Origin of the sequence: Actinoplanes sp. NPDC048967 (assembly GCF_040649415.1) — a bacterium.
Lineage (GTDB): Bacteria > Actinomycetota > Actinomycetes > Mycobacteriales > Micromonosporaceae > Actinoplanes.
Window position 1 is genome coordinate 406,906 of the sequence record NZ_JBEZFL010000004.1, and the last position, 15,407, is coordinate 422,312.

Consider the following 15,407-nt stretch of genomic DNA (forward strand, 5'->3'; position numbering starts at 1 on the left):
GTCACGGAAAGCTTATCAGCCGCTCAGATCTGTGGCCGGGCGAGCAGCCGCCGGGTCTCCTCGACGTCCTCGCGGATCTGCGCGACGAGCGGCTCGATGCCGGTGTAGACCCGCTGTTCGCGCAGGTGGGCGACGAAGTCGAGGCTGACCCGCTCGCCGTACAGGTCGCCGGCGAAGTCCAGCACGTAGGCCTCGACCCGGCGCTCGCGGCCGGAGAAGGTGGGGTTGGTGCCGACCGAGACCGAGGCCGGCTGCGGACCGCCGTGCTTGCCGCCGCGGATGAGCCAGGCGGCGTAGACCCCGTCGGCCGGGATGGCCGCATAGCGGTGACACATCAGGTTGGCGGTCGGGAAGCCCAGCTCCCGTCCGCGCTGGTCCCCGCGGACGACCACGCCGGCCAGGCGGTGCGGGCGGCCGAGCGCGGCGGCCGCGGCCGAGACGTCCCCGGCGTCGACACAACTGCGGATGTACGTGGACGAGAAGACCAGATCCTGCTCCGCGACCAGCGGCGCCTCCTCGACCGTGAAGCCGAAGGTGCGCCCGAGCCGGGTGAGCATGGCCAGATCCCCGGCCGCCTTGTGGCCGAAACGGAAGTTGTCCCCCTCCACCACGACCGCGGCGTGCAGCGCGTCGACCAGCACGTCGTGCACGAAGGCCTCGGCGCTGAGCTGGGAGAACGCCGGGGTGAAGGGCACCACGCAGAGGGCGTCGACGCCGAGCTGCTCGATCAGCTCGGCCTTGCGCACCGGCTCGGTGAGCACGGCCGGGTGCGAGCCGGGGCGGACCACCTCGGCGGGGTGCGGGTCGAAGGTCACGACCACCGACTGCAGGCCGAGATCCCGGGCGCGCTTCACGGTGTGCCCGATGATCGCCTGATGGCCGCGGTGCACGCCGTCGAAGACGCCGATGGTCACCACCGATCGGCCGAACCCGCCCGGTACGGCCTCGTACCCGCGCCACCGCTGCATTTCCACTTACCTTCCTGGAGTGCCCGGGGGTAAGCGTATCGGTCTCCACGACTGCCTGAAACGCTACAGTTAGTCCTGATATGCGCGCTGACTGGAGCCCCCTCATCCTGCTAGCGGCGGAGTTCACCTTCGCCGTTCTCTTCCTGCGCGCCCTGGTCGGCTACCTGCACCGGCGCGACCCGTTGCAGCGCGACGTCACGCTGGTGTTCGCACCCTGCACGGTGCTGTTCTGCGTCGACATCGCCCGCCGGATCAACGGTGAGGCCCTGCCGCTGTGGGTCAACGCCGTCTCGCTGACCGCGCTGCTGGCCCAGCCGTACCTCACCGTCCGGCTGGCCGTCCGGCTGCGGTCGGTGCCGGTCTGGCTCCAGCGGACCGTTCTGATCGTGCAGGCCGTGGTCGCCGCCTGGCTGGCGTTCGCGCCGCGACCGCTGCGCCCGGCCGAGTTGTTCACCGCGGTCACGTCGTTCCTGATCACCGAGCTCATCGCGGCGGCGCTGCTGTTCGGCAAGGCCCGTACCCGGACCGGCGCGAACCGGGCCCGGCTGATGATCGCGGCCGGCGCGACCGCCGCCTTCGGGCTGATGATCGTGCTGATCGGCATCGCCGCGGTGCCCGGCACCAGCCCGGTGTTCGACACCGCCAACCGGGTCCTGGCACTGGTCTGCGGGTTCGGCTACCTGATCGCCTTCGTGCCGCCGCACTGGCTGCGCCGGTCCTTCTCCGCCACGGCCGCCCAATCGGTCACCGAGCGGCTGCTGCGCGCGCCCGCCGAGTCCGCCGAGCAGGTCTGGCAGATCTACGCCGACATCATGCGGGCGCAGACCGGCGTCGACGCGGTGGCCGTCCTGATGCCACGGGCCGACGGCATGCTCGCTCCGGCCGCGTACGCGGGTCCCCCGACGGCCGCGCCGGACGGCCTGGGCTTCGCCGACATCACCGCGCTGATCCGGGCCGGCCAGCCGGCCCGGCTGCGCGACAGCGACGCGACCCTGGTCGCCCACTTCGGCGACGACCTCGGCGACGACTTCGTGACCGTGCTGAGCATGCCGGTGCCGCCGGACGCCGAGGGGGCGGTGCTGCTGTTCAACCGCCACCGCAGCCTGTTCAGCGACGACGACCTGAGGCTGCTGGCGGCGCTCGGCGGCCAGGCGGGCGTGCTGGCCGAACGCCAGGCGGTCACCGCGGCCCACCGCCGGCTGGCCGCCGAGCTCAGCACCTCCGTCGAGGCGCTGACCCGGGCCAGCCAGGCGAAGAGCTCGTTCCTGGCCAACATGAGCCACGAGCTGCGGACCCCGCTGAACGCGATCATCGGCTTCAGCGACCTGATGCGGCTCGAGGAGCCCGACGGCGACCGGCGCCGGGTGCCCGCCGACTGGGTGGACCACATCCACACCAGCGGACGCCACCTGCTCGGCCTGATCAACGACATCCTGGACCTGGCCAAGGTCGAGGCGGGCCGGCTGGACCTGCGGCTGGCCCCGCTGCGGGTCGACACCGCGGTGGGCGAGCTGCTGACCGGCCTGGCCCCGCTGCTGTCGGCCAAGAACCTCACCGTCACCACGACGCTGCCGGAGGCCACCGCGCTGGTGGACCGGGTCCGGTTCCGGCAGATCGTGGAGAACCTGCTGTCCAACGCGATCAAGTTCACCCCGGACGACGGCGCGATCTCCGTCACGGTCGCCCAGACCGGCGACCTCGTCGAGGTGACCGTCGCGGACACCGGGGTGGGCATCGCCGAGGACGACCGGGACCGCGTCTTCGAGGAGTTCCAGCAGGTCGGCGACCCGGACCGGCAGCGGGCGGGCACCGGCCTGGGGCTCGCACTGACCAAGCGGCTGGTCGAGGCGCACGACGGCGAGATCAGCCTGATCTCCACGCCGGGGCAGGGCAGTGCCTTCACCGTACGCCTGCCGGCCGCACCGGTCCTGCAGCTCGACCAGGGCCCGGACGCCGGGGCCCGGGTGCTCCTGATCGAGGACGACCCGCAGTCGGCGGAGCTGCTCAGCACCCAGCTCGTCGGCGCGGGTTACCACGTCGAGGTGGCCGGCACCGGTGAGGCGGGCCTGACCGCGGCCGGCGCCCACCCGCCCGACGCGATCGTGCTCGACGTGGCCCTGCCCGGCATCGACGGCTTCGAGGTCATCCGCCGGCTCAAGGCCGACCCGCGGCTCGCCGAGATCCCGGTCTTCTTCGCCACCATCATCGACGAACGGCAGGCCGGGCTGGCCCTGGGCGCCGACGACTACTTCGTCAAGCCGGTCGACCAGGCGGCCCTGCTCGGCGCGCTGGCCCGCAAGATCGCGCACCGGCCGGTGCCGCGGGTGCTGGTCGTCGACCACGACGACGAGGTCCGCAAGGCGATCGAGGACGGCCTGCGCGCCGGCGGCGCCGACGTGGTGGCCTGCGCCGACGGGCGCGACGGCCTGGCGCTGAGCCGGGAGAGCCACTTCGACCTGATCGTCTGCGACATGCAGTCGCCGGAGGTGGACGGGTTCAGCATGCTGGCCGCGATCGAGCAGGACCCGGCCACCCGGCACACCCCGGTGCTGGGCCTCACCGCCGCGGCGGGCCAGCTGCGGGAGCCCGGCGACGCGGCCCCACTGGTGGCCACGGCGATGGCCGGCGGCGTGGTGGCGACCGCGATGGCCGGCGGCGCCGGCTGGGAAGCCCTGGCCCCGCTGCTCGGCGGATCCGGCACCGCCACGAAGGAGGGCCCCGGACCCGCCGCGAGAGACGAATCCGGCATTGCCGCGAGGGACGGATCCGGCACTGCCGCGAAGGACGGGCTCCGGACCGCCGCGAAGGACGGATCCGGCACCGTCGCGAGGGACGGATCCGGCACTGCCGCGAAGGACAGGAAGGAGATTCCGTGACGGCCGAGAACCCCCGGATCCTGCTGGTCGAGGACGAGGAGCTGAACCGGACCCTGGTCAAGGCGGTGCTGGCCCGCGCCCAGATCACCGCCGTCCGCGACGCCGAGGTGCTGGACGCGTCGACGCTGGCGGGTGCGCGTACCCGGCTCGGCGCCGAGGACATCGACCTGATCCTGCTCGACATGAACCTGCCCGACGGCAGCGGCCTCACCCTGGCAAGCGAACTGGCGGCGGGCACGATCGCCGCGGGCCGCCCCCGGCCGACCGTCGTCGCGGTGACCGCGAGCGTGCTCCCCCAGGACCGGGAAGCGGCGCTGCGGGCGGGCTGCGACGGTTTCCTGGACAAGCCGTACGCGGCAGCGGATCTCGTCGCGACGGTGGCCGAGCACCTCTCCCGGCGCGACAGCTAGGCCGGGGCCAGCACGATCTCGGCGCGCGCTTTGCCGTCGCGCTCGGAGACGATGGCGAGCACGTCGCCGGCGGTGTTGAAGACCGCGTACGGTCCCTCGATGCCGACCGGCGGCAGCGGGCCGCCGTGGCTGAGCACCCGGGTCTCCTCGGCGTCGGCCTCCCGCTGCGGGAAGGCCCGCCGGGCCGCCTCGGCCAGCGGCAGCGAGATCACGTCGGGCGCGCGTTCCTCCAGGTCGGCGAGGGTGGCGGCGGACGCGAGCGTGAGATCACCGACGGCGGTGCGGCGCAGCGCGGTCAGATGCCCGCCGACTTCGAGGGCACGGCCGAGGTCCCGCGCGATGGCCCGGATGTAGGTGCCGCTGGAACACGTGACGTCGATGTCCACGTCGACGAAGTCACCCTCGTCGGGGCGCCGTACGGCGAGCACCTCGAGCCGGGAGACGGTGACCTTGCGGGCGGCCAGCTCGACCTCCTCGCCGTCACGGACCCGCTTGTACGCCCGCTGCCCGTTGACCTTGATGGCACTGACCGCGCTGGGCACCTGCTCGATCTCACCGGTCTGCGCGGCGAGCCCGGCCCGGATCGCCGCCTCGGTGACCCCGGCGGTGGAGACGGTGGCGGTGACATCACCCTCGGCGTCGTCGGTGATCGTGGTCTGCCCGAGGCGGATGGTGGCGGTGTAGCTCTTGCCGGCGCCGATGACGTACGTGAGCAGCCGGGTGGCCCGGTTGACCCCGATGATCAGCACGCCGGTGGCCATCGGGTCGAGGGTGCCGCCGTGCCCCACCCGCCGGGTCCGGGCCAGCCTCCTGATCCGGGCGACCACGTCGTGGGAGGTCATCCCGGCCGGCTTGTCCACAACGATCAGCCCGTCCACGTTCACAACTCCACCCAACCAGACCGCCCTGGTCGCGGGTCAGGCCGGGGTGAGGTTGCCGGCGCCGTCAGCGGGTGGCGCCGAGCACCGCCCAGCCGGCTCCCCGCCGGCGGACCAGCAGGAACACCAGCCGGATCAGCGTGAACAGGGCCAGCCCGAACCATACTCCCGACAGCCCCCAGTCCAGCGCGTACGCCAGCCAGATGGCCGGTAGGAAGCCGACCAGGGCCGCCGCCAGCGTCATCGTGCGCAGGTAGCCGACGTCGCCCGCGCCGATCAGGACGCCGTCCAGGGCGTAGACCACGCCGGCGAACGGCAGCATGCCCACGAACCAGGGCCACACGATCGCCGCCTGCTCGTGGACCGCCTGGTCGCCGGTGAACCAGCCGGGCACCACGCCGGCGCCCGCCGCGGCCAGGGCCGCGAAGCCCACCCCGGCCACCGCGCCCACCGCGGTGACCCGCCGGGCGACCTCCCGGGCCGCGCTTCCGTCGCCCGCACCCAGCGCCGCGCCGACCAGGGACTGGGCGGCGATCGCCACCGCGTCCAGGGCCAGGGCGCAGAAGAACCAGAGTTGCAGGCCGATCTGGTGGGCGCCGACGGCCGCCACGCCGAACCGGGCCGCCACGGCGGTCGCCGACAACCAGCAGGCCTGGAACGCGGCGCCGCGGATCAGCAGGTCGCGGCCGAGCACCAGCTGCCGGACGATGACCGCCGGGCTGGGCCGCAGCGGTGCGCGTTCGCGGATGATCGCCCAGAGGAAGAGTCCGCCGGTCAGCGACTGGGCCACCACGTTGGCGACCGCTGAGCCGATCAGTCCCCAGCCGGCCGGGTAGACGAGCAGCGGGCACAGCACGGCGGAGAGCACGTTGGCGCCGAGGACGAAGTACAGCGGGCGGCGGGTGTCCTGCACCCCGCGCATCCAGCCGTTGCCGGCTGCCGCGAGGAGAAGGCCGGGGATGCCGAGGGCCGCGATGCGCAGCCACTGCGCGGCGGCCTCGGCGGCGGCCGGGTCGGCGGCCAGGGCCCGGGTGACCGACGTGGCGAAGAGCTGGGCCAGCAGGACCAGGAGGGCGCCGGTGGCCAGGGCGAGCCAGGAAGCCTGGACGCCTTCGGCGACGGCGGCGGTGCGGTCACCCGCGCCGAAGCGGCGGGCGGCGCGGCCGGTCGTGCCGTACGCCATCAGCGTCCCGAACCAGACGGCGACCGACATCACGGTGCCGCCGACAGCGACCGCCGCGAGCGGGACCCGGCCCAGGTGGCCCACCACGGCGGTGTCCACCAGCACGTACAGCGGCTCGGCGGCCAGCACGACCAGGGCCGGCAGGGCCAGGGCGGCGATACGCCGGTTGAGGGTGCCGGGGTCGGCGGCGGCGAGCGGGCTCATGGACAGTCATGATGCCCGCCGTGCCGTAAGGGGCGCAATGCGCCGGACTGCTTACTGGCGGGTGTCCATCGACGTCTGCAGCGCGCGGCGGGCCTGCTCGCGAGCGTCGTCGGACTGGGGCTTGGGCTTGGGCATGGCAGCCATGTTCGTGGTCCTTCCACGGCGGAACGGGTGCACGGCACCCACTGATCGATCGAGCGGCGTGTCGCGAGGGGCCGGTCCGGGATCGCCGGACGGGTGGCGGGGCGACACAGCCCGGGATGGTGGACCCGGGTGGCTCGAGGCTGCTGCGGCGGTCGGTGGTAGCGCCCGTGCAGAAACCAAATCACCGTTAACTCAAACTATCGTTCAGTCTCGCGGGTTGCGCGGTGTGTCCCGCACTTCGGGAAGCGGATCAACGACAAAAGGCCGGCCCGAAGGCCGGCCCTGGTCGAGCAGACGCTACGGAATGAGGTGCTTGCCCAGCTCGTCGCGGACCGCGGTGACAACGTCCCCCGGGGTGCCGTAGCCGGTGAACCCCGCGGCCAGCCGGTGCCCGCCGCCGCCCAGCGCCACCGCGACGGCGCTGACGTCGACCGCGCCCTTGCTGCGCAGCGACACCGCCCACTCGCGCTCGGCGAGCTGCTTGACCACCACGGACACGTCCACCTCGGCCACACACCGGACCGGATCGATCAGCGCGTCCAGCACGTACGGCCGCTGCCCGTGCCGCTCGAGGTCCTCGAGGGTCGCGTACGTCCACACCATGCCGTGCCCGTCCGCCGCCGTGGGATCGAGCTGCGCGCGGCTGAGCACGTCGGCGGAGAGCTTCATCGCGCCGAACGGGCGACTGTCGAACACCCGGCGGGAGATCTCGCCCGGGCGCAGGCCGGTGGCGATCAGCCGGGCGGCCATCTCGTGCACCCGCGGCGTGGTCATGTCGAAGCGGAACGAGCCGGTGTCGGTGGCCAGGGCCACGTACAGGCATTCGGCGATCTCGGCGTCCAGCGGCACGTCGAGGCGGCGCAGCAGCTCCTCGGCGACCACCGAGGTGGCGGCGGCACCCGCGTCGACCAGGTTGACTCCCGCGAAGCCGGTGTTGGACGCGTGGTGGTCCAGGGCCACGGTGGCGCGGGCGCGGGGCAGCCGGTCGGCCAGGGCCCCGAGCCGGGACACCGCGGCCACGTCGAAGACGATCACCAGATCGGGCTCCGGCTCCGCCTGCTCCTCGCTGACCAGCAGGTCGAGGCCGGGCAGCGCGGCGAACGGGTCGGGGACCTCGAACGTGCCGGGGAAGGTGGCCTGCAGCCGGGGCACGCCGAGCCGGCGCAGCCCCAGGCCGAAGCCGAGCATGCTGCCCAGCGCGTCGCCGTCCGGGTTGACGTGACAGATCAGCAGCACCCGGCCGGTCGGCGCCAGCTCACGGATCGCCGCCACCGCGGCCGAGAACTCGGCCGCGGCGGGCGCACCCTCCGAGACGGTGACCGCCTCGGTCACCCCTGGTCCTCGCGGGCACCGACCCGCTCGTCGGCGTCCCCGTCTTCCTCGTCCTCGTCGGCCTTGTACGGGTCCGGGTCGCCGGCGTACTGCTTGCCGGCGGCCAGCCGCTGCACCTCGGCGTCGCGGTGCCGGGCCGCGGCCAGCAGCTCGTCGATCTCCTTGACGTTGTCCTGGACGTTGTCCAGCACGAACGTGAGGCTCGGCGAGTGCCGCAGGCCGAGGGCGTGACCGACGCGGGTGCGCAGCATGCCCTTGGCGCTGTCCAGCGCCGCCGCGGTCGCGGCCTGCTCGGTCTGGTCCCCGAGCACGGTGTAGTAGACGTGGGCGTCGCGGAGATCACCCGTGATCCGGGCGTCCGTGACCGTCACCATGCCGAGACGGGGATCCTTGATCTCTCGCACCAGCGATGCCACCAGCTCGCGGATGCGCTCCGCGTGCCGACGCGTCTTGGCCGGGTCCGACATATCGCCCACCTCCGACAACCGTGCCTGCGGGACGAAACCGCCCCGCCCAACGCCTGAAGCCTACCCATGACCGCTGGGGCCCGAACGCCGCGTCGGTGCGTCGCCCGCGGGGGTCACCAGCGGGACCGCTCAGGTGACGAACTTGCCTGGGTCTTCCGCCGCGGGTGGGCTCAGTCGTCGTCACCGTGCAGCCGGCGCCGGACCGACAGCAGCTCGATCTCGGGCCGGCCGGCCATCTGGTGCTCGCACGTGTCGATCACCGCGCGCGCCTGGGACGGCTCGGCGGCAACCACGGCGACCCCGATCTGGGCCCGGCCGTGCAGGTCGTGGTCGCCGACCTCGGCCACGCTGACCTCGTACTTGCGCAGCATCGCGATGATCGGGCGGACGTAGGAACGCTTCTGCTTGAGCGAACGGGAGTCGCCGGGCAGCAGCAGGTCGAAGAGTGCGGTCTCGATATACATCAGCGAGCGAGAGTACCCGGGTACCCCGGTGCCGTTCAGCTGGATTTCCGGGCCACCACCACGTCACGCTCGATGCCCTGGTCGACCCGGTGGCTCAGGTCCTCGTACGGCACCAGCGCCAGCCCGTTGGCGACCAGGATGTCCTCGGCCAGCTCCCGCCGGGCCACCTTGGTGTTCCAGGACAGCCCGATGGCCCCGCCGGGACGCAGCAGGTGCACCCACTGCGGCACGGCCCGCTCCAGCAGGTCCAGCGGGCGCCGGGACATGCCGCCCTCGTCCTCGTAGCTGCCGTGCGCGACGCCGTACGGCAGGTCGACGACCAGCACGTCCACGCAGTTGGCCCGGAGCAGGCCGTCGAGCTGGGTGGTGTCCGCGTTGAGCATGACCACCTTCTGCACCGCGCCGGCCTTGTGGTCCTCCTTGCTGGCCGCCATGGTGATCTCCATCCGGCGGGCGGCCTTGCGGCCCTGCCGGCGGACCGGGTTGAGCTCGGCGGTGTGCTTGAGGCGCTTGCGCTTGAGCCAGGTCTGCAGGAACAGCTTGTACGCCTCGACGTCCTTGCCGTCGAGCTCCACGCCGATGGCGTCGTAGCCGTACATCAGCGCCTGGTTGAGCGTGGTGCCGCGGCCGGCCAGGAAGTCACCGACGACCACGTGACCGTCGAGCATCTGGCGGCGCGAGGCGGAGGCCAGCAGGGTCAGGTTGAGCAGCAGCTTGGTGAACTGCTCGTTGGTCTTGCCGGCGTACTTGGGGATGGTGATCAGGTCGCTGTCGTAGCGGGCCAGCGGGGTCAGCTCCAGCGGCCGCAGCAGGTCGTCACCGGCCCGCTCGAACAGGGCGTAGGCCGCCGACATGTTCGACAGGAACGCGATGTCCCGGGGCTGCAGGTCGGCGGTGAACGTCAGGTACTCCACGCCACCGATCCGGGTGGCGTCGACCTCCGCCACCTCCGAGGAGAGCACGGGCCGGAACGCGGCCAGCTCCGCCCGCGAGAGTCGACCGGCCTGGTCGGCGTAGACGCGGTTGGCGGAGGGCGCGAGGAGGAGGGCGTAGCGAGACATTCCAGTAGTAAAGACAACGGCCCCCGGCGCTTTCGCGCCGGGGGCCGTCAACCGAGGGCCTTACGCCCGCGGCTTCTCACGCATCTCGAAGGTCTCGATCACGTCGCCGGGCTGCGGCGACCCGAAACCGTTCAGGGTCAGACCACACTCGAAGCCCTCGCGGACCTCGGTGGCGTCGTCCTTGAACCGCTTCAGCGAGCTGATCGTGACGTTGTCCGCCACCACGGTGCCCTCGCGCAGGATGCGCGCCTTGGCGTTGCGGCGGATGAGGCCCGAGCGGACCATACAGCCGGCGATGAGACCGATCTTGGACGAGCGGAACACCTCGCGGATCTCCGCCGTGCCCTGCTCGACCTCCTCGTACTCCGGCTTGAGCAGGCCCTTGAGCGCTGCCTCGATCTCCTCGATGGCCTGGTAGATCACGCTGTAGTAGCGGATCTCCACGCCGGCGCGGTCGGCCATCTCCTTGACCTTGTTGCTGGCCCGGACATTGAAACCGATGATCGTGGCGGTCTGGTCCGAGGACGCCGACGCCAGGTTGACGTCGCTCTCGGTGATCGCACCGACGCCGCGGTGGATGACCTTGAGCTGCACCTCGTCCGGAATCTCGATCTTGAACAGCGCGTCCTCGAGAGCCTCGACGGAACCCGAGCCGTCGCCCTTGAGCACCAGGGTGAGCGAGGTCTTCTCGCCCTCCTTGAGCTGCTCCATGAGCGTCTCGAGCGTCGCCTTGCCCTTCGAGTTCGCGAAGCTCGCCGCACGACGGCGGGCCTGCCGCTGCTCGGCGATCTGCCGGACCGTGCGGTCGTCCTCGGCGGCGAGGAACGTGTCGCCCGCGCCGGGCACCGAGGTCAGACCCAGGACGAGCACCGGCCGGGCCGGACCCGCCTCGGTGACCTGCTGGCCGTTCTCGTCGAGCATGGCCCGGACGCGACCGTGCGCACCACCGGCCACGATCGAGTCGCCGGCCCGCAGCGTGCCCCGCTGCACCAGGACGGTCGCGACAGCGCCGCGGCCCTTGTCGAGGTGGGCTTCCACCGCGACACCCTGCGCCGGCCCGTCGATCGGAGCGGTGAGCTCCAGCGACGCGTCGGCGGTCAGCAGGACGGCCTCGAGCAGGTCGTCGATGCCGAGACCCGGCTTGGCGGCCACGTTGACGAACATCGTGTCGCCGCCGTACTCCTCGGCGAGCAGGCCGTAGTCCGTCAGCTGCTGGCGGACCTTGTCCGGGTTGGCGTCCGGCTTGTCGACCTTGTTGACCGCGACCACGATCGGCACCTCGGCCGCCTTGGCGTGGTTCAACGCCTCGACCGTCTGCGGCATGACGCCGTCGTCGGCCGCGACCACCAGGATCACGATGTCGGTCACCTGGGCACCACGGGCACGCATGGCGGTGAACGCCTCGTGGCCCGGGGTGTCGATGAAGGTGATCGCGCGCTCTTCACCCTGGTGCGGGACGACGACCTGGTAGGCACCGATGTGCTGGGTGATGCCACCCGCCTCACCGGCGACCACGTTGGTCTTGCGGATCGCGTCGAGCAGCTTCGTCTTGCCGTGGTCGACGTGACCCATGACGGTCACGACCGGCGGCCGGGTGACGAGGCGGTCCTCGGCGATCTCGGCGTCGAGGTCGATGTTGAACCGCGACAGCAGCTCGCGGTCCTCGTCCTCGGGGCTGACGATCTGCACGTCGAAGCCCAGGTGCTCGCCCAGCAGCAGCAACGTGTCGTCGGAGCACGACTGCGTCGCCGTCACCATCTCGCCCAGGTTGAACATCTCCTGGACCAGCGAGCCCGGGTTGGCGTTGATCTTGTCGGCGAAGTCGGAGAGCGACGCACCACGCGAGAGCCGGACCTCCTGGCCCGAGCCGCGGGGCGCACCCGACGACATCTGCGGAGCCGACAGGTTGTCGAACTCCTGACGCCGCTGCTTCTTCGACTTGCGGCCACGCGTGGGCCGGCCACCGGGACGCCCGAAGGCACCCGCGGCACCGCCGCCACGACCGCGACCGCCACCACCGGGACGACCCGGGGCACCGCCGACGGGACCGCCGCCACCGGGGCGGAAACCGCCACCGGCACCAGCACCGCCGCCACCGGGGCCACCGCGGTAGCCACCGCCGCCACCGGCACCGGCACCACCGCCGCGGTAACCGCCGCCACCGGCTCCGGCACCGCCACCGGGGCGGAAACCGCCACCGGCGCCGCCACCCGGGCCGCCACGACCGCCACCGGGACCGCCGGGACGGCCGGCGCCACCGCCGGGACCGCCACGACCGCCGCCGGGACCGGCGGGACGCTGCGAGGGCATGGACGCGGGACTGGGCCGCGGCGGCATCGAGGCCGGGCTCGGCCGCGGGGGCATGCCCGGCTGGTTGGGCCGGGGCATCGCCGACGGGGTCGGCCGCTGGGCGCCACCGGAGACGCCGAACGGGTTGTTACCGGGACCGCGGGCCGGCGGGCGCGGCGAGCCGCCCGGGCCGGGACGACCGGTAGTGGGCGCGCCCGGGGCTCCGGGACGCGTTGCGGCGGGAGAGCCGGGACGCGGCGGCACCGTGCCGGGGCCCGGGGGCCGCGGACGGGTGGTGCCGTCGGCCGGAGGCTGCTGCGCCCGGCGCTCGGCGTCCCGCGTGCGGGCCGCCTGGGCAGCCTTGACGGCGGCCTCCTGCTCGGCCTTCAGCGCCGAGGCGCGGGCCTCGGCGGCCGCCACCTCGATGTCGTGGGCACTCGCCGGCTTGGCGACCGGACCGGGCACCGGGCCCGGACGGCCGGGAACCGGCGGCTTGGGCCGCACCATCGAGCCGGGCGACGGCGCCGAGGACGTGGGGGCGCCGGTGGGCGCTCCGGTCGTCGGCGCAGAGGGCCGGCGCGGCGGCTGCGGCCGCATGGCCGATGGGTTGGCCCGGGGGGCGCTGGGCGCACTCGGGGCGTTCGACGCGGTGGGCGCGGGCGCCGCCGGAGCAGCACCGCCCGGGGCGTCGAGGGCACCACGAAGTCGCCGGGCCACCGGGGCCTCGACCGTGCTGGATGCGGATTTGACGAACTCGCCCATCTCCTTGAGCTTGGCGAGAACGGTCTTGCTGTCGACCCCGAGCTCTTTGGCGAGCTCGTGAACGCGGGCCTTGCCTGGCACTGCACTCCTCATCTCGAGGTCGTACGAGCAGCGCCCGCCGACCTCACTCGTGCACTAGAAGCCTGGTCATTTCAGGGACTTCATCGTGTGCTCATCTGGGTCGTCCTACCTTGCTGGACATGGATGGGGCACCTACGCCACATCATCGGTGGTTCCGGACGGCACGGTGACCGCTCGGATGTGCTCGGCAAGCAATCCGGTGTCAGCAACACCGGTGAGTCGCAGCGCACGCCCGAAAGCGCGACGCCGCTCCGCCTGCGCGAAGCAGGCCGGATCAGGATGCACATGTGCTCCCCGGCCCGGCAGCCGGCGGCCCGGATCGGGCTGGAGCCGGAGGTGACCTCCTGCTCCGACCGCGACGAACCGCAGTAAATCGGAGGCCGGCACGCGTGAGCGACAGCCAACACAGGTGCGTGTCGGACCGGCCACCCGAAAGTCTACCCCGCGTGCCTCGTGCTCGGGTATCCGGTCAGCTCCCGGTCTCGGCGGCATCGCGCTCGGAGGCCGGATCCGGCTGCTCGTTGTCCGGACGGATGTCGATGCGCCAGCCGGTCAGCCGGGCGGCCAGCCGGGCGTTCTGCCCCTCACGGCCGATCGCCAGCGACAGCTGGAAGTCGGGCACGGTGACCCGGGCGGTGCGGGTGGCCGCGTCGACCACCTCGACCCGCAGGGCCTTGGCCGGGGAAAGCGCGTTGCCGACGAACTGCGCCGGGTCGTCCGAGTAGTCGATGATGTCGATCTTCTCGCCGTGCAGCTCGCTCATCACCGCCCGGACCCGCTGACCCATCGGGCCGATGCAGGCGCCCTTGGCGTTGACCCCGGCCACCCGCGAGTGCACCGCGATCTTCGAACGGTGACCTGCCTCACGCGCGATGGCGGCGATCTCCACCGTGCCGTCGGCGATCTCCGGCACCTCGAGCGCGAACAGCTTCTTGACCAGCGCCGGGTGGGTGCGCGACAGGGTGATCTGCGGTCCCCGGAAGCCCTTGGCCACGTGCACCACGACGCAGCGGATCCGCGAGCCGTGCTCGTACGTCTCCCCCGGCACCTGCTCGGCCTGCGGCAGGACCGCCTCGAGCTTGCCCAGGTCGACGATGACGATGCCCTTCTCGGCGCGCGCCGCGTCGGCCTGCACGATGCCGGTGACCAGGTCACCGTCGCGGCCCGCGTACTCGCCGAAGTGCACCTCGTCGGTGGCCTCGCGCAGCCGCTGCAGAATGACCTGCTTGGCGGTCATCGCGGCGATCCGGCCGAAGTCGTGCGGGGTGTCGTCCCACTCCCGGACCAGGGTGCCGTCGGCGTCCAGCTCCTGGGCGAAGACCTGGGCCGCGCCGTTCTTGCGGTCGATCTGCACCCGGGCGTGGCTCTCGGCCCCGTCGGTGTGCCGGTACGCGGTCAGCAGTGCCGTCTCGATCGCCGCGAGGATCGTCTCGAACGGGATCTCCCGCTCGCGCTCCAGGGCGCGCAGCGCCGCGAGGTCGATGTTCACTTGTCCTCGCCCTCCCCATCCTCGTCGTCATCTTCATCGTCCTCGTCCTCGTCGCCCTCGTCGGGCTCGTCGGGGAAGACGGCTTCGTCCAGCCGCTTGAACTCGATCTGGACCTTGCCCGGCCCCAGATCGGCGTACGGGATCTCCGTGCTCTTGCCGTCGACGTCGAGCACGACGCCGGTCTCGTCGGCCGCCGTGATCCGGCCGGTCAGCGACCGGCCCGCGACGGTTACGGCGACCAGCCGGCTGACGTTGCGCCGCCAGTGCCGGGGCAGAGTCAGCGGCCGGTCCACGCCGGGCGAGCCGACCTCGAGCTGGTATTCACCCGCCAGGACCTCGCCCTGGTTCTCCTCGGCCGTGTCGAGCGCCTGGGAGATCTCCCGGGAGACGACCGCGACATCGTCGAGGCTGATGCCCCCGTCGGCGTCGACCAGGACCCGGAGAACGTGCCGGCGGCCCGCGCGGGAGAGGTTGACGTCCTCAAGGTCGAACCCCGCGGCGACCACGACCGGCTCGATCACCGCGCGCACCCGGGCCTTGGCGGCCACCAGGTCGATGCGCGGAGCAGCGGGCTGACGCGTCTCCTCGGCGGCCTCTCGGCTCCGGCCCCCGCCGGAGCGGCGGTTCGCCGGCCGGGCGCCGCCGCGACCACGCTGCGTCATCGGCCCAACCCTTCTGCTCGAATGCGGCGCGCGGCAAACGCTCCGTGCGCCGTTCGCCGGCAACACCGGCATGCCACCGGGGCTGAAAATCCCCGGCGGCTGACGCAGAGCGTAACGCGCCGGCGGCGCGGGCCGGC

The 15,407-nt window shown here is 72.7% G+C and carries 13 protein-coding genes; 2 read left to right on the top strand and 11 right to left on the bottom strand.

Annotated elements, in window-relative coordinates:
* Window positions 1-23 precede the first annotated feature (23 nt).
* Complete coding sequence (locus AB0C12_RS19585; protein ID WP_360549790.1) at window positions 24-968, bottom strand: bifunctional riboflavin kinase/FAD synthetase; 945 nt, start codon at window positions 966-968, stop codon at window positions 24-26.
* 80 nt (window positions 969-1,048) lie between these two features.
* Here AB0C12_RS19585 and AB0C12_RS19590 point away from each other — a divergent pair, with 80 nt between their 5' ends.
* Together AB0C12_RS19590 and AB0C12_RS19595 are read left to right on the top strand one after the other, a co-directional pair.
* Entirely contained in the window at window positions 1,049-3,844 is a 2,796-nt protein-coding gene (locus AB0C12_RS19590; protein ID WP_360549792.1) for a response regulator, read from the top strand.
* Window positions 3,841-4,254 carry a response regulator gene (locus AB0C12_RS19595; protein WP_360549794.1) on the top strand — a complete coding sequence of 138 codons (414 nt, stop codon included), beginning with the start codon at window positions 3,841-3,843 and terminating at the stop codon, window positions 4,252-4,254. The genes AB0C12_RS19590 and AB0C12_RS19595 overlap by 4 nt, the downstream gene beginning before the upstream one ends.
* On the opposite strand, the gene truB is transcribed toward AB0C12_RS19595, so the two are convergent.
* From truB to rimP, 10 genes are all read right to left on the bottom strand, one after another.
* The gene (gene truB / locus AB0C12_RS19600) at window positions 4,251-5,138 is read right to left on the bottom strand and encodes a tRNA pseudouridine(55) synthase TruB (RefSeq protein WP_360549796.1); all 888 of its coding nucleotides are present in this window, start codon (window positions 5,136-5,138) and stop codon (window positions 4,251-4,253) included. The genes AB0C12_RS19595 and truB overlap by 4 nt on opposite strands.
* Before the next feature lie 61 nt (window positions 5,139-5,199).
* A complete protein-coding gene (locus tag AB0C12_RS19605; RefSeq protein ID WP_360549798.1) occupies window positions 5,200-6,519 on the bottom strand; it encodes an MATE family efflux transporter in 1,320 nt (439 codons plus the stop codon).
* Between the two features lie 441 nt (window positions 6,520-6,960).
* Window positions 6,961-7,995, bottom strand: a complete 1,035-nt coding sequence (locus AB0C12_RS19610) for a bifunctional oligoribonuclease/PAP phosphatase NrnA (protein WP_360549800.1) — start codon at window positions 7,993-7,995, stop codon at window positions 6,961-6,963.
* On the bottom strand, window positions 7,992-8,462 hold the full coding sequence (gene rbfA, locus AB0C12_RS19615; protein ID WP_360549802.1) for a 30S ribosome-binding factor RbfA: 471 nt from the start codon (window positions 8,460-8,462) through the stop codon (window positions 7,992-7,994). Before rbfA ends, AB0C12_RS19610 begins: the two co-directional genes overlap by 4 nt.
* A 170-nt stretch (window positions 8,463-8,632) precedes the next feature.
* Window positions 8,633-8,926 carry a DUF503 domain-containing protein gene (locus AB0C12_RS19620; protein WP_360549804.1) on the bottom strand — a complete coding sequence of 98 codons (294 nt, stop codon included), beginning with the start codon at window positions 8,924-8,926 and terminating at the stop codon, window positions 8,633-8,635.
* A 35-nt stretch (window positions 8,927-8,961) separates the two neighbouring features.
* Complete coding sequence (locus AB0C12_RS19625) at window positions 8,962-9,987, bottom strand: SAM-dependent methyltransferase (RefSeq protein WP_360549806.1); 1,026 nt, start codon at window positions 9,985-9,987, stop codon at window positions 8,962-8,964.
* A gap of 60 nt (window positions 9,988-10,047) precedes the next feature.
* Window positions 10,048-13,119, bottom strand: coding sequence for a translation initiation factor IF-2 (gene infB / locus AB0C12_RS19630; protein ID WP_360550549.1), 3,072 nt, complete (start codon window positions 13,117-13,119; stop codon window positions 10,048-10,050).
* Window positions 13,120-13,251: 132 nt separating this feature from the next.
* A complete protein-coding gene (locus AB0C12_RS19635; RefSeq protein WP_360549808.1) occupies window positions 13,252-13,611 on the bottom strand; it encodes a YlxR family protein in 360 nt (119 codons plus the stop codon).
* Window positions 13,589-14,608 (bottom strand): transcription termination factor NusA, encoded by a 1,020-nt coding sequence (gene nusA / locus AB0C12_RS19640; RefSeq protein WP_360549810.1) that lies wholly within the window; start codon window positions 14,606-14,608, stop codon window positions 13,589-13,591. Before nusA ends, AB0C12_RS19635 begins: the two co-directional genes overlap by 23 nt.
* Window positions 14,605-15,270, bottom strand: a complete 666-nt coding sequence (gene rimP, locus AB0C12_RS19645) for a ribosome maturation factor RimP (RefSeq protein ID WP_360549812.1) — start codon at window positions 15,268-15,270, stop codon at window positions 14,605-14,607. The genes nusA and rimP overlap by 4 nt, the downstream gene beginning before the upstream one ends.
* Window positions 15,271-15,407 lie beyond the last annotated feature (137 nt).